At 40.8% G+C, this 13,458-nt stretch carries 13 protein-coding genes; 6 read left to right on the top strand and 7 right to left on the bottom strand.

The genetic code is table 11. The annotated features are described in order from the left end of the window. Positions 1-157: 157 nt before the first annotated feature. A complete protein-coding gene (locus BUE31_RS18265) occupies positions 158-1,222 on the bottom strand; it encodes a M20 family metallo-hydrolase (protein ID WP_073405276.1) in 1,065 nt (354 codons plus the stop codon). A gap of 161 nt (positions 1,223-1,383) precedes the next feature. Here BUE31_RS18265 and BUE31_RS18260 point away from each other — a divergent pair, with 161 nt between their 5' ends. After that, a complete protein-coding gene (locus BUE31_RS18260) occupies positions 1,384-2,055 on the top strand; it encodes a basic secretory protein-like protein (protein WP_073405275.1) in 672 nt (223 codons plus the stop codon). A 101-nt stretch (positions 2,056-2,156) separates the two neighbouring features. On the opposite strand, the gene BUE31_RS18255 is transcribed toward BUE31_RS18260, so the two are convergent. After that, entirely contained in the window at positions 2,157-3,452 is a 1,296-nt protein-coding gene (locus tag BUE31_RS18255) for an MFS transporter (RefSeq protein WP_073405274.1), read from the bottom strand. 138 nt (positions 3,453-3,590) lie between these two features. Next, on the bottom strand, positions 3,591-4,022 hold the full coding sequence (locus BUE31_RS18250) for a putative quinol monooxygenase (protein ID WP_073405273.1): 432 nt from the start codon (positions 4,020-4,022) through the stop codon (positions 3,591-3,593). 138 nt (positions 4,023-4,160) lie between these two features. Here BUE31_RS18250 and BUE31_RS18245 point away from each other — a divergent pair, with 138 nt between their 5' ends. Together BUE31_RS18245 and BUE31_RS18240 are read left to right on the top strand one after the other, a co-directional pair. Beyond that, entirely contained in the window at positions 4,161-4,793 is a 633-nt protein-coding gene (locus tag BUE31_RS18245) for a hypothetical protein (RefSeq protein ID WP_234997856.1), read from the top strand. Next, on the top strand, positions 4,790-5,605 hold the full coding sequence (locus tag BUE31_RS18240; RefSeq protein WP_073405271.1) for an alpha/beta fold hydrolase: 816 nt from the start codon (positions 4,790-4,792) through the stop codon (positions 5,603-5,605). Before BUE31_RS18245 ends, BUE31_RS18240 begins: the two co-directional genes overlap by 4 nt. A gap of 175 nt (positions 5,606-5,780) precedes the next feature. Here the strand turns inward: BUE31_RS18240 and BUE31_RS18235 are convergent, their stop codons facing one another. Next, positions 5,781-6,044 carry a hypothetical protein gene (locus tag BUE31_RS18235; protein ID WP_073405270.1) on the bottom strand — a complete coding sequence of 88 codons (264 nt, stop codon included), beginning with the start codon at positions 6,042-6,044 and terminating at the stop codon, positions 5,781-5,783. Positions 6,045-6,452: 408 nt separating this feature from the next. On the opposite strand from BUE31_RS18235, the gene BUE31_RS18230 reads away from it, so the two are divergent. Then, positions 6,453-7,028: a YceI family protein gene (locus tag BUE31_RS18230; protein ID WP_073405550.1), complete on the top strand. Its 576-nt coding sequence runs from the start codon at positions 6,453-6,455 to the stop codon at positions 7,026-7,028. 94 nt (positions 7,029-7,122) lie between these two features. Here the strand turns inward: BUE31_RS18230 and BUE31_RS18225 are convergent, their stop codons facing one another. Continuing rightward, positions 7,123-7,584 carry an SRPBCC domain-containing protein gene (locus tag BUE31_RS18225; RefSeq protein WP_073405269.1) on the bottom strand — a complete coding sequence of 154 codons (462 nt, stop codon included), beginning with the start codon at positions 7,582-7,584 and terminating at the stop codon, positions 7,123-7,125. A 14-nt stretch (positions 7,585-7,598) separates the two neighbouring features. Then, positions 7,599-8,381 (bottom strand): alpha/beta fold hydrolase, encoded by a 783-nt coding sequence (locus BUE31_RS18220; protein WP_073405268.1) that lies wholly within the window; start codon positions 8,379-8,381, stop codon positions 7,599-7,601. A 122-nt stretch (positions 8,382-8,503) separates the two neighbouring features. Here BUE31_RS18220 and BUE31_RS18215 point away from each other — a divergent pair, with 122 nt between their 5' ends. Then, a complete protein-coding gene (locus BUE31_RS18215; protein WP_073405267.1) occupies positions 8,504-9,472 on the top strand; it encodes a GlxA family transcriptional regulator in 969 nt (322 codons plus the stop codon). Positions 9,473-9,540: 68 nt separating this feature from the next. Here the strand turns inward: BUE31_RS18215 and BUE31_RS18210 are convergent, their stop codons facing one another. After that, positions 9,541-9,993: a DUF2147 domain-containing protein gene (locus tag BUE31_RS18210; protein ID WP_073405266.1), complete on the bottom strand. Its 453-nt coding sequence runs from the start codon at positions 9,991-9,993 to the stop codon at positions 9,541-9,543. Between the two features lie 237 nt (positions 9,994-10,230). On the opposite strand from BUE31_RS18210, the gene BUE31_RS18205 reads away from it, so the two are divergent. Next, positions 10,231-12,630 carry a glycoside hydrolase family 3 N-terminal domain-containing protein gene (locus tag BUE31_RS18205; RefSeq protein WP_073405265.1) on the top strand — a complete coding sequence of 800 codons (2,400 nt, stop codon included), beginning with the start codon at positions 10,231-10,233 and terminating at the stop codon, positions 12,628-12,630. Positions 12,631-13,458: the final 828 nt, after the last annotated feature.

Here is a 13,458-nt window from a genome sequence, read left to right as displayed (position 1 = left end):
CCCGCCTTTGTTGGTGTTGTCACCAACAAACTGTGTAGTGTTATGTATTTTGTAGCTATTTAATCTGCATGGCGGTTATCTGCAATGCACAAACTTAATCCAACTTGTTGGTGACAACACCAACAAGGGCGAAGGGAATCATGGTTCAAAAAATATGCTAAACTATACTGCTTAACATCTTAATATACAACTCAATCCCCTCTCTTATCTCATCCACATAAACAAACTCATCTGCTGTATGTGACCTTGCAGAATCACCGGGACCAACCTTTAGCGATGGGATATCCAAAAGCGACTGATCAGATGTTGTTGGTGAGCCGTAAGTTGTTCTGCCTAATGCTATCCCTGCCTGTACTATCGGATGTTCTCTATCAATTTTTGAAGGTTTCAGGCGGATTGAACGCGGGGTAACATCACAGCTAACATGCTGACGGATGATCACCAGCACTTCTTCGTTACGATAGGCATCCGTTACCCTTACGTCAACCGTAAAGGTGCAGCTTGCCGGTACCACGTTATGCTGCGATCCTGCGTTGATGATAGTAACTGACATTTTTATCGGCCCAAAAACTTCTGATTCATTCGGGAAACGGAAGGTACGGAACCATTCAATATCGGTTAACGCTTTGTAAATAGCATTATCCCCTTCTTCGCGGGCGGCGTGGCCGGCTTTGCCGTGGGCTACACAATCCAATACCATCAGGCCGCGTTCGGCAATGGCCAATTGCATCAGGGTAGGTTCGCCAACTATGCCAAAATCCAGCTGACCAAGTTCAGGGATAATCAACTCCAAACCATTAACGCCTGAAATTTCTTCCTCAGCAGTAGTTGCCAGGCAGAAGTTATATTTCAGATTTTCTTTTTCGTAAAAATACAGGAACACGTTGATTAGCGATACCAGGCATCCCCCGGCGTCATTGCTGCCAAGGCCGTAAAGCTTGCCATCCTCAATTTTAGCATCATGCGGGTCGCGGGTATAACCCGAGTTTGGCTTTACCGTATCGTGGTGCGAATTAAGCAGGATGGTTGGTTTTGCCGCATCAAAATGCTTGTTCCAGGCCCAGATGTTATTTAGCTTACGATGGGTTTTAACGCCTTTATCCTGTAAAAATTTCTCAATCAAATCGGCAGTAAAGTTTTCTTCCTTGCTGAATGATGGTATTGCTATAAGTTGCTGTAACAAGCCAACGGCTTGTTCATATAATGTTTTCGTATCTGTCATAAAAATGCAGGGGCAAAATTAGTGATTTTGGGAAGATTGTTGAAAGGTTGGAACGTTTAAAAGTTCGAATGTTGTATTAGGTGTGTATCGGTCATGCTATTTTTACACAGCACAACCTTATAAATCCCTATTATTGCGGCTGAAAAACGAAAACACAAATAATGAAAAATATATTCTTTTCAGGTGCCTTTTTACTTTGCTTTATTGCAACAGCTAACGCTCAAATAAGCACCAAAGTTTACAACAAAAATGGCTATAAGTTAACCTTAACCAATTATGATGCTACGCTGGATACAGCAGAACTAACTAGACTGGTAAAAACCTTTTATATAGTTTACCCGGAACTGGCAAAGGAGTATAATCCTGCTACACTCAAAGATGTTAAAATGGTTGTTGATACCAGCTACAAAGGCGTAGCAGCTACTGCTGATGGTAAAGTAACCATTGCTTCAAACTGGTTACACAAACGCCCCGAAGATATTGATGTGGTTACGCATGAAGTAATGCATATTGTACAGGATTATGGTGAAAGCATTGGACCGGGGTGGTTAACCGAAGGTATTGCTGATTACGCCCGTAATCAATTCGGTGTAAACAATGCAGCCGCGAAATGGACTTTACCTGAATATAAGGCTACCCAAAACTATGATAATGCCTACCGCATTACTGCCCGCTTTTTGGTTTGGATTGAGAAAAAAGTAAAGCCGGGCATTGTAAAAGAGCTTGACAGCCAAATGCGGAAGCACACATATACTGATAACGCATGGAAACAGCAAACCGGCAAAACGGTTGATGAGCTTTGGAAAGCTTATGCGGAGAATCCGGCAATTTAAAAGTCTGAACCGGGATTAAGCGGATTTTGGGATTTTTCTGATTGAGATTAATTGCCCACAATTCAGCTAATCCTTAAATCTGTTTAATCCCGGTTCAGACATTAATCCTCAATTTTTGAGTATTTCCGGGTATCGTTCATAGTAATATAAAGTATCAGCGACAGGGCAATGCAAATGGTAACATACCAGTAAAACCATTCCTGGTGATGATCATTTTTAAACCACAATGCAATATATTCTGCGGTTCCGCCGAATAAGGATACAGCTATGGCATAAGGAAACCCAACTCCAAGTGCACGCACGTTGGCAGGAAACAACTCAGCCTTTACTACTGCATTTATTGAAGTATAGCCGCTTACAATAATAAGCGCACACATAATAAGGGCAAAAGCTATCCAAACATCTTTGGTGTGCCCCAATGCCGTTAATATAGGTACAGTTGTTAGCGTGCCCAATATGCCGAAACCAATCAGCAAGGGTTTGCGGCCTATTTTATCAGACAGCAAGCCAAAAGCCGGCTGCAGCAGCATAAAAACAACAAGGGTAAGGGTTGAAATAAGTGTAGCGCTGTTTTTAGAAAAGCCGGAAGTGTTCACCAAAAACTTTTGCATATAGGTAGTAAAAGTGTAAAAAGCAACCGTGCCGCCAACTGTTAAACCTATAACGGTTAACACTGCTTTTGGATGTGCCGCTAACGCCTTTATAGTACCCCTGTTTGACCGGGCCTTAATGTCTTTGTCATCAATATTGACCGACTCCTGCAAACTGCGCCTTAAATACATAACCGTTACTGCCAGTACCGAGCCTATTGCAAAAGGGATTCGCCAGCCCCATTGGTGAAGCTCTTTATCTGTTAAAAAAGCACGCTGCAATAAAACCAGCACACCGAGGGCCAGGAGCTGCCCCATTATAAGCGTTACATACTGAAAGCTGGAATAAAAGCCACGGTGTTTTTTGGTGGCCATTTCACTCAAATAGGTGGCGCTGGTACCGTATTCGCCGCCTACGCTCAGGCCTTGTATAATTCGGGCCAAAACCAATAATAATGGCGCTGCAACACCAATTTGCTTATAACCCGGGGTAATAGCTATGATCAAAGAACCAACGCTCATTAATAATACCGAAAAGGTAAGCGCGGTTTTACGGCCCTTTCTATCTGCAAAGGTACCCATTACCCAGCCGCCTATGGGCCGCATTAAAAAGCCGATGGCAAAAATGCCTGCTGTGTTTAGTAACTGAACGGTTTGATTTTCCTTTGGAAAAAAAGCGCCCGAAAAATACAAGGAAAAAGCTGTATAAACATACCAGTCATACCACTCAACCAGGTTACCCAATGAGCCGCCTATTATGGATCGGATTCTTTCGCCTGTTGTTTGTGGTATGGTTTTGTTTTGCATAAAATTATGGGTGACTTATAGATGTAGTAACATTTATATTTTACCGATAAATCTATAATTTTTTATTTAAGGACTATGTCCCCACAGAATACTTATGAAAAATTGGGGAATTATATACAGGCTGGGATAAGCATAAAACTACAGATTCGGTTTCTTTGCAGAGCCAATTAGATTAACATCCACCAGTTCCAGAGATTTAACCATGTCTTGAACTGTTTCTTTGTACTTCTTAAAATGAGGTGTTTGTATATGTAATTTGTATGCGGCTGAGTCAGCATATATTTCAAGTATTGTGATGTGAGAGGGGTCCCTTTTATCGGCGACAGCGTAATAGGTTAATACGCCTGGCTCCACACGAACAGCAGTAGCCATTTGTTCTTTTAGCGCGGCGTTATATTTTTTCAATTGCAATAGATCGACTTGAATTTTTGCCAGTCTAACCATTTGATTCTTCTGCTGTGCCATAGCTTTTTTACTAAAAGAAAGCGTGAGGATACCTATAGCAACAATCAAAATCAATCGGCTATTACTGATTAATTGCAATTTAATAGTTGTTTTAAATGCTTTCATATTATTGGGAACATTACCTTGGTAAATATAATCATATCCATCAGTAAAAGCTCAAACCGGGGAGATTTCCAATTAATACTAATGCTTGAAAATTTTAATTATTTTAGCCCACATAAACCCCTGATCATAATTTAAACAATGGATGATAATTTCAAGTTTCGCGCGACAATGAAATCGGACGAAGAGCTTCATTACTGTATCGATAACCGCGAAAAGTATTTACCTGAAACTGTAGAAGCAGCCGTTGATGAGCTAAAAATAAGAGGCGTTGAATTTTCTGAAGAAGAGCTGACACTTATTGCTGAAGATATGCAAGCCCGCAAGGAACTTGCTGCAAGCGGGCAGGAAAATATTAATTTGTTTAAATATACCGACAATGATAACCAGGTAGAAGATCCTGACGCTCCGGCATTCTATTCTAAACGCGCCATTTATGTTTTCTCCATTCTTTTTAGCGTTTTATTTGGCTCTGTAATGCTGGCCATTAATGTTGCTAAAATTGAAAAAATGGGTAAGGCGTTGTTGGTGGTTCTGTTTGGGCTGAGTTATACTGCGTGTACAATTATACTTGCCAGCCTGCTAAATTTACCTAACGCAACAGGGATTTTTGTAGGGATGATTGGCGGTTATATTATGAATGCGTTTTTCTGGAACAGGTACATAGGTAAAGAAACGCTTTACAGGCTGAAGCCTATTTGGGTTCCATTAGGTATAGCACTTGCAATTATAATTCCTGCAATAATTATCATCATTAAATATGGTACACCATGAAAAAATCAATATTTTTTATTTGTCTGCTTCAAATTGCAACATCTCTTTGTTACAGCCAGCAAAAGCCTGTCCCTTATGGTAATAACCCATCGGCGGGTAAATATTATAACATCCGTGGCATTAAAATGTATTGCGAGGTATATGGCGAGGGCAAACCATTACTCATGATCCATGGCAACGGCGGCAGCATTTCGGCATTTAGGAAAAATATCCCCTACTTCGCCAAAAAATATAAGGTTATTGCTGTGGATAGCCGCGCACATGGTAAATCAACAGACAGTAAAGATTCGTTAAGCTTTGAAATGATGGCTGATGATTTTTCGGCGTTGCTTGATACCCTGCATATTGATAAAAGCTATGTGCTTGGCTGGAGCGACGGCGGCATTAATGCCATATTATTGGCCATGCGCCACCCGGATAAAGTGATCAAATTTGCATCAACAGGCGCTAACTTGTGGCCCGATTCAACTGCGTTAACCCCTGCCACCTGGAAAGCAATGCGGGATCAATACAATTCAGACAAAAACAAACCCAGGACAACAGCAATAGAGAAAAACAACTGGAAAGTTTTCATGCTCGACTGGCTGCAGCCTAATATTCCGCTATCTGCCTTAAAGGCTATTACTTGCCCCGCGCTGATAATTTGCGGAGATCGTGACCTGATCCCGGTTGAGCATACTAACCTGATTTTTCAAAGTATAAAAAAAGGATTCCTGTGGGTGGTGCCGAACTCGGGGCATGGAACGTTAATTGAACACACGGATGATTTCAACAAAAAGGTGGATGATTTTTTTATGCTGAACTCTTTTTGATATTTACCTCATAAAAAAAGCCCCTCTCTTTTGCAAAGGGGCTCCACTCAACATATAAACATAAAGTCCTCTCCCTCTCAACGGATTGGATTCTTTACCAATAATTTAAATTTTTAGGCTTTTAAGCGGGGCTGGCTAAATCCATTAAATAAAAGTTCACATCGAATTAATATAATTAGTGTTCCATTCTTTTTCTGAATGATGGCTGTACTTCGTTTGCAGGCCATGGTGTGTATTCATTGTCTATTATATCACCAATCTCATCTATCGGGATGATCTCGGTGCCGAAAAGGTGCTGCACACGTTTCCATATTCCAAAATCGTTTTTGGTTATAATATGGCAGGTTGCATAGTTAAATACACTAAATGTATAATTATCGGCATCGTTGCGGATAATCCTGTAGGTCTGTTCTTTTATGATTACTTCTATTGCGCTCATGGTTTAGTGATACAAAGCTAATCGCTAAAGCCATGTGATACAAATAATTACGGGGGGTATTTTAACCCAATTTTAAAGGGTGTTTTAACGGGGTAAACAACCCGTTAATTGACGGTTTTTACGCAAAACGTTTGCTGGGATATAAAATCCTGCAGAATTTAAAGGGGAAATGACAGGACAAGTATAGCGGATACCTATCAATTGAATAAGATCCTTCACTATGTTCAGGATGACAAAATAGAAGAATTCTTATTTATTTACCAGCTTAAATGCGCCTTCGCCATAGCATCAAATCACCAAATTGTAAAAAAGATGTTTAAACATGCTTTTTTTGTTGACTGCGTAATTCTTTGTATTACATTTGTGACAAAGAAATTTAAATCATTAAAAAAACGAATAAAAACAATCATGAAAAAATTAATCATTTTAGCCGCAGCTGCTTTATTAAACACGGCAGTATTTGCACAAACCACATGGAATTCAGACAAAATGCATTCAAAGCTGCAATTCACCATCACTCACTTATTAGTTTCTGACGTTGATGGCGAATTCAAAGATTTTTCAGCTACGATAGTTGCTGCAAAACCAGATTTCAGCGATGCTAAATTCCAAATGACTGCCAATACTGCATCAGTAAATACAGGTGTTGATCAACGCGATAACCACCTGAAATCAGATGCATTTTTTGACGTTACAAAATTCCCAGCCCTTACTTTTACAAGCACAGGTATAACAAAAACCTCTGCAAATCATTACAAATTAAATGGTAGCCTTACTTTACATGGTGTTACCAAACCGGTTTCTTTCGACCTGTGGTACCGTGGTACTATCACCAACCCAATGAGCAAGGCTGATGATGCAGGCTTTAAAGTTACCGGTGTAATTAAACGTTCTGACTTTAACTTTGGCAGCAGCTTTGGCGCATCTACTTTAAGCGACGAAGTAACTGTTCAGGCTAACGGCGAATTTGGAAAAGCTAAATAATTTGGTTGATTGAGTGGTTGATTAGGTTGAATCAGGCTTAGTCAATTAATCGATAAATAAAAAACAGCGCTCTGATATATCAGGCGCTGTTTTTTTACTTCTGTTCGGCCATATTCTTCATATTTTCGAGCATCCCGGGCAAAAATCTTTCCTGGTTCATTTGTTCAAACGCTATCGGGATCTTTTCACGGAGAAACGTCAGTTTAAACTGATGTTCGTTTTCCTTTTCAATGGTATAGGTAACTATTGAGTAGTTTTCCGGCAGATCATCGTAGCCCTCCTGGCTGTTGTAATAGGTATATTTCAATAACTTTTCTTTTTCAACTTCCAGTATTTGTCCTTTATCCACAATAGGATGTTCACCTGGTTCTGCAAGAGGGTGTATCCTGTCTCTTGTGGATATAACCTGGCTGCCAACTTTCCAATCTGTATGAACGTTTGATCCAAACAGGTAAAGCTTTATTTTTTCAGGATTGGTTAATACATCCCAAATAGCTGCTGCTGATGCATTTATAATAATTGACCTTTGGGCGCTCAGGCTTTTTTCCTGTTTCATAATATGATTTTGATCTAACTGTTATAGAAATCTGTTAATGCCGGCACAAGAATCTTTGGCGGCACATCATGTGGTTTACCTTTCAATGATACCCGCTTTCCGTTTGTTAAAGCCGATGCCACACCTTGTACGGCATCCCTTAAAAAAGTCGGGCTTTGCTTACTGTCAATGGCGATAGTCGGGATTGTTATACATGACACCTGTTCTTTTGGCATATTAAAGTCGCCGCAAACGGCGGCATCATATGGCAGTGAGTTTGCAATAGCTTTCATTTTTGGCCAATTTGGGGTAAGCCGTAGTATAAATACTATTATTGCCGGAAGCCCTATTACTTTTCTTAAATAAAATTTAACTGCGCTTCCCTGTTCTCCTACTGCAATCATTTGGTTAAGTTGCTGTACAGCATCTGCAGGGCGTTTGTTATCCTTGTTACCTACAAAAGGAGGCTCTAATATAGCAAGCTTGTGAATATTTAGTCCGTATGCTACAGCTTTGATGCAAAGTATAGCTCCTGAAGAGATCCCAAATAAACTGGCAGAGCCCCCGGATACATTAATAAGCGCGTTTATATCTTCAATTTCACGCTCCACAGCGTAAGGTTTTGTATCACCACTTTCTCCGCGTGCGCGGCGGTCGTAAGAAATAACCGTGAAATTTTTAGATAGCAATGGCACAATACCCGTCATGGGGCCAAAATCCTTGCTGCAAAAAGCACCATCTACAAGAATAATCACAGGGCCACTTCCGTTTTGATTGTAAGCTATCTTTGTGCCATCTTTTGAAATTACCGTATTCATAAGTATCTTTTAATCAATTAAGTTACAACGCAAAACTACTTACATTAAAAACAACCAAAGGGGTGTAAAAGCGGCTATTTTAAGGGGTTGATTACGACAAACGGAATACCTTATTTTACATTATGATCCACATATCAATATTAGTATTAAACGAGGCTATTATAAACAGCATTGATGCTCCAAAGCAGCTGTTTTCGAAGGTGAATGAAGTGATAATGGAAAATGGAGGCCACCCCCTGTTTGATGTTAACCTGGTTGGCATTACTAAAGAAACCAGCATAAATAGCGGCACTTATAACGTTCAATGTGATTTTACACTGAATGAGATTGTTAAAACAGACCTGGTAATTATCCCGATGATATGCAACGGATTTAAAAAGGCAATTGAAGCTAACAAGGATTTTACGCCCTGGATAATTGATCAATATAAAAACAATACCGAAATTGCCTGCCTTTGTACAGGCTCATTCATGCTGGCTTCAACTGGGCTATTAAATGATAAAAACTGCTCGGTGCACTGGGCTACCACAAATGAATTTACGGCAATGTTTCCGGAAGTAAAGGTTATTAATGATAAAATTATAACTTATGACCAAGGCATTTATACAAGCGGAGGTTATTATTCATACCTGAACCTTATACTATGCTTGATTGAAAAGTATGCCGGCAGGGCAATGTCCATATTATTCTCGAAAATGTTCGAAATAGACTTTGACCGCAAAAGTCAATCGTCTTTTATGATTTTTACGGGGCAGAAAGATCATGAAGATGAGCCAATAAAAAAAGCACAGGAATTTATTGAGAATAATTACCAGGGTAAAATAACAATTGATCAGCTTATAAAGATGTTGGCATTAAGCAGGAGGAATTTTGAACGAAGGTTTAAAAAGGCTACTTCAAATACCATTATTGAATACATCCAAAGAGTTAAAATTGAAGCTGCCAAGAAGGGGCTTGAAGCCGGCCGGAAACCCGTTACGGAACTGATGTATGAGGTTGGTTATTCTGATGTTAAAGCATTCCGTTCAATTTTTAAAAAGCTCACCGGGTTATCTCCAATTGAGTATAGAAACAAATACCAAAATAATTAATGGCGCCAGACCTACTTCCCTCTTTCGGACTTTACTGACTTTCCGGACTTTCGGACTTCCAGACCAACTCAAATCCTTGTAAAGGTCATCGTTTTGCCAATAAGTTTAATGTGCCAGTAGCCTTTAACCCTTAGCTGTCCTTTTTTATCAATATAGGCGGCAGCATTCCATTCTTTGCCATGTTTTGAATCATAGATCATCCCGTTTTCCCAGCTGTCAGTATTCGGGTGATACTCCAGGTTGCGCAAAAGATCCATACCAAGTATTTTACGGCTGCGCAATGCCGGGTTGGGATTACGCCTGTCGGTCCAATAAGCCATGGGTTTGCCATCAGTATCGCTAAACCATATTAATTTCACCTTATACTCTCTCCCTTCCATAAATATCTGTACTCTCAGCGTTTTGTCTGTTGTTTCCCATTTACCGCAGATCCTTTCGGCAGGTTTAAAAGCTTGTCCTTTTGAGGCAGCAGTTATGCTTAAGATAAGTACAAAACAGATATACAGATATTTAAATGGCATTTAAAGAAAGATGTTTATTATATAAAACGATTTTAATGTCAATTAATGTACGGCCATACTTAATTAAAGCATAAACGCAATTTAAATTTGATAAACGAAAATCAAAGACTTAAATCAAAAAAAGTTACTACATCGTTTTAGTTGATTTATGCGATTTGTAACAAAGTTTTTAGTCCATTTCAACGGTGTATTTGCTACACAACATCTATATTTGGCTCAACCAATTGTCCTGTCCTTATGAAAAAACTGCAACTGTTATTGTCTCTCCTGCTATTCTGCTCTTTCGTATCCGCCCAGGAAAAAAACATCTATCACAAAGGCTGGGTTGATTTTAACAAGAACGGCAAAATGGATGTATTTGAAGATCCATCCCAAACTATTGATAAACGGATTGACGATTTGCTAAGCCAGATGACCGTTGAAGAAAAAACCTGCCAGCTGGCTACCTTATATGGTTACAAAAGGGTTTTGAAGGAAGAAATGCCAACCCCATCATGGAAGAATGAAGTCTGGAAAGATGGAATAGCTAATATTGATGAAGAGTTAAACAACTTAACCTCAAAAACCGATGATGCGCCTACACAATACTCCTTCCCTTACAGCAAACATGCATCGGCTATAAATACTATTCAAAAATGGTTTGTTGAGGAAACCCGGATGGGCATCCCGGTTGATTTTACCAACGAGGGCATCCACGGGTTAAACCACGACAGGGCAACTTCCCTGCCCGCTCCTATTGCTATTGGCAGTACCTGGGACAAAGAGCTGGTGCGCCACGCAGGACAAACTGTAGGTAAAGAAGCTAAAGCTTTAGGCTATACCAATGTTTATGCCCCGATTTTAGACGTAGCCCGCGACCAGCGCTGGGGCCGCGTGGTGGAAACTTATGGCGAAAATCCATTTTTGATTGCTGAGCTGGGTAAGCAGATGACGCTTGGCATCCAGGAAGAAGGCGTTGCATCAACCTTAAAGCATTTTGCGGTTTACAGCATGCCCAAAGGTGGCAGGGATGGCGCTGCGCGTACTGACCCGCATGTGGCGCCAAGGGAAATGTACCAGCTTTACCTCTACCCTTTTCGCCGGGTGATCCAGGAAGCGCATCCGCTGGGTGTGATGAGCAGCTACAACGACTGGAATGGTGAGCCCATTACCGGCAGCTATTATTTTTTAACGGAGCTGTTGCGCCAAAAATTTGGCTTTAACGGTTATGTGGTTTCTGACAGCGAGGCTGTTGAATATCTATACAGCAAGCACCATGTTGCAGGCGATATTAAAGAAGCCGTGCGCCAGGCTTTTGAGGCCGGCTTAAACGTGCGTACCAACTTCAGCATGCCGCAAACTTATATAATGCCCCTCCGCCAACTTTATAAGGAGGGTAAGATTAATATAAAAACGCTTGATTCGCGGGTTGGTGATGTGCTGCGGGTTAAATTTAAGCTGGGCTTATTTGATGATCCTTATGTAAAAGACCCTAAAGCTGCTGATAAGATTGTGCATAGCGAAGCATCATCAGCCATGGGCCTGCAGATGAACCGCGAAGCAATGGTGCTGTTAAAAAACCAGGGGAATTTATTACCGTTAAATAAGGCGAACATTAAAAACATATTGGTAACCGGTCCGCTGGCTACTGAAAAAAATTATGCTACCAGTCGTTACGGACCATCGCACAATCCGGTAACCAATGTACTAGACGGAATAAAGAATTATGTGGGCACCGGTGCTACTGTTACCTACACAAAAGGCTGTAATATAGTTGATGCTACCTGGCCCGAAAGTGAAATTATTGAAACTCCATTAACCGCTCAGGAACAGGCCGGTATTGACTCCGCCGTTACAGCAGCTAAAAACGCGGATGTGGTAATTGCTGTAGTTGGCGAGGATGTGGAGCGCGCGGGTGAAAGCCTTTCGCGCACAGGTTTAAACCTGCCAGGGAGGCAGTTAAAGCTGATCCAGGCATTACAGGCTACAGGCAAACCGGTGGTTATGGTGATGATAAACGGCCAGCCGCTTACCGTAAACTGGGAAAACAAATATGTGCCCGCCATACTGGAAGCCTGGTTCCCCGGCCCCGAAAGCGGAAAGGTTATTGCCGAAACATTGTTTGGCGACAATAATCCCGGTGGCAAGTTATCCATCACCTTCCCGAAAACCACTGGCCAGCTGGAATTTAACTTTCCGTTTAAACCCGGCTCGCAAGCCGGACAGGGTGGCGCAAACAGTTGGGGAAAAACCAGCGTAAACGGTGCTTTATATCCTTTTGGTTATGGCCTAAGCTATACCACATTTGCTTATGATAATTTGCAGGTATCGCCCGAAAAAGAAAATCAGCAGGGCGATATAACCGTAACTGTTGATGTTACCAATACCGGCCAACGCAAAGGCGATGACGTGGTGCAGCTTTATCTTAAACAGGAGATCAGCAGCGTTACCGTTTATGAATATGACCTGCGTGGTTTTGAGCGCATCAACCTCAATCCTGGCGAAAAGAAAACCGTAAAATTCACCCTGCATCCTGACGATCTTGCCATTCTTGATAAAAACATGAACTGGACCGTTGAGCCGGGCAAATTTATGGTGATGATAGGGCAATCATCAGAAGATCTTAAGTTGAAGAAGGAGTTTGAGATAATGAAGTAGATGTGCGGATTTTGGATGTGCGGATTTTTTGAATGCGGAAGTCGGAATGCCGATTGCGGAATGGAGGAAATTTGGAGATTCCGCCCTCGCCGATTCTCCAATGCTATTAAGTTAAGAGAATGTTGGTTATAACTAACCACATGGCAATGTCCAGTAGCCCCACCTAAACGGCATAGCCCTCATGAACGCCCATAAAAAATAAGCAACCGTGAATAATCCTCCCCGGTAGGCTACCGTGTACCCACATCTTTTTATAAAACCCCAGAGGGGTTCAATATTGGTAGAAAAATGTCAAAAAATATTTTTTGTGCCGTAGGTACAACACATATTCCGCCTTTTGGTTGGTTAAAGAAAATCCGTGGTAAAATAGTCCAATAGGTTTCGCACCTACGAAGCGAAAATTTATTATTTTCTATTTTTCTACCAATATTTTGCTCCTACCGGAGCAGCTTTTCTTGATAATTAATTGAAATAAAAGATGTGGGTACACGGTAGCCCGGTAGGGAGGACTTTAAAAAAATAATCGCGAGCGAAGCTAAAGTCTCTCCGCTAACCAGCGGAGGAGATTTAGAGGGGGCTACAAGGCTTTTGAGGAGAACGAGGTTAAAATCCATTATTATATCGTTTTCCTTTCATAAAATCCTGTTGCTTTACCATTTTAAAAAGTTAGGCTACTTTTTAAAATCGATTACTATCACAATACACTCAAATACAACCACTTGAATTGAATAATATTTTCTTTCAAGGCTCTTAAATGCTTTTTTCATAGAAAATTCATTTAAGTATCTTTGTTACGCTTAACAACCCATTGTATGTTTCTGCATTTTT

It is taken from the genome of Mucilaginibacter sp. OK098 (assembly GCF_900142915.1).
Classification (GTDB): Bacteria; Bacteroidota; Bacteroidia; order Sphingobacteriales; family Sphingobacteriaceae; genus Mucilaginibacter.
The sequence above is the reverse complement of the archived record's forward strand: the minus strand, read 5'-3'. Positions and strand labels throughout refer to the sequence as shown.

Bases quoted from the DNA above. Each gene is read 5' to 3' on its own strand.
- BUE31_RS18265 (WP_073405276.1), bottom strand. From the start codon at position 1,222: ATGACAGATACGAAAACATTATATGAACAAGCCGTTGGCTTGTTACAG.
- BUE31_RS18260 (WP_073405275.1), top strand. From the start codon at position 1,384: ATGAAAAATATATTCTTTTCAGGTGCCTTTTTACTTTGCTTTATTGCA.
- BUE31_RS18255 (WP_073405274.1), bottom strand. From the start codon at position 3,452: ATGCAAAACAAAACCATACCACAAACAACAGGCGAAAGAATCCGATCC.
- BUE31_RS18250 (WP_073405273.1), bottom strand. From the start codon at position 4,022: ATGAAAGCATTTAAAACAACTATTAAATTGCAATTAATCAGTAATAGC.
- BUE31_RS18245 (WP_234997856.1), top strand. From the start codon at position 4,161: ATGGATGATAATTTCAAGTTTCGCGCGACAATGAAATCGGACGAAGAG.
- BUE31_RS18240 (WP_073405271.1), top strand. From the start codon at position 4,790: ATGAAAAAATCAATATTTTTTATTTGTCTGCTTCAAATTGCAACATCT.
- BUE31_RS18235 (WP_073405270.1), bottom strand. From the start codon at position 6,044: ATGAGCGCAATAGAAGTAATCATAAAAGAACAGACCTACAGGATTATC.
- BUE31_RS18230 (WP_073405550.1), top strand. From the start codon at position 6,453: ATGAAAAAATTAATCATTTTAGCCGCAGCTGCTTTATTAAACACGGCA.
- BUE31_RS18225 (WP_073405269.1), bottom strand. From the start codon at position 7,584: ATGAAACAGGAAAAAAGCCTGAGCGCCCAAAGGTCAATTATTATAAAT.
- BUE31_RS18220 (WP_073405268.1), bottom strand. From the start codon at position 8,381: ATGAATACGGTAATTTCAAAAGATGGCACAAAGATAGCTTACAATCAA.
- BUE31_RS18215 (WP_073405267.1), top strand. From the start codon at position 8,504: ATGATCCACATATCAATATTAGTATTAAACGAGGCTATTATAAACAGC.
- BUE31_RS18210 (WP_073405266.1), bottom strand. From the start codon at position 9,993: ATGCCATTTAAATATCTGTATATCTGTTTTGTACTTATCTTAAGCATA.
- BUE31_RS18205 (WP_073405265.1), top strand. From the start codon at position 10,231: ATGAAAAAACTGCAACTGTTATTGTCTCTCCTGCTATTCTGCTCTTTC.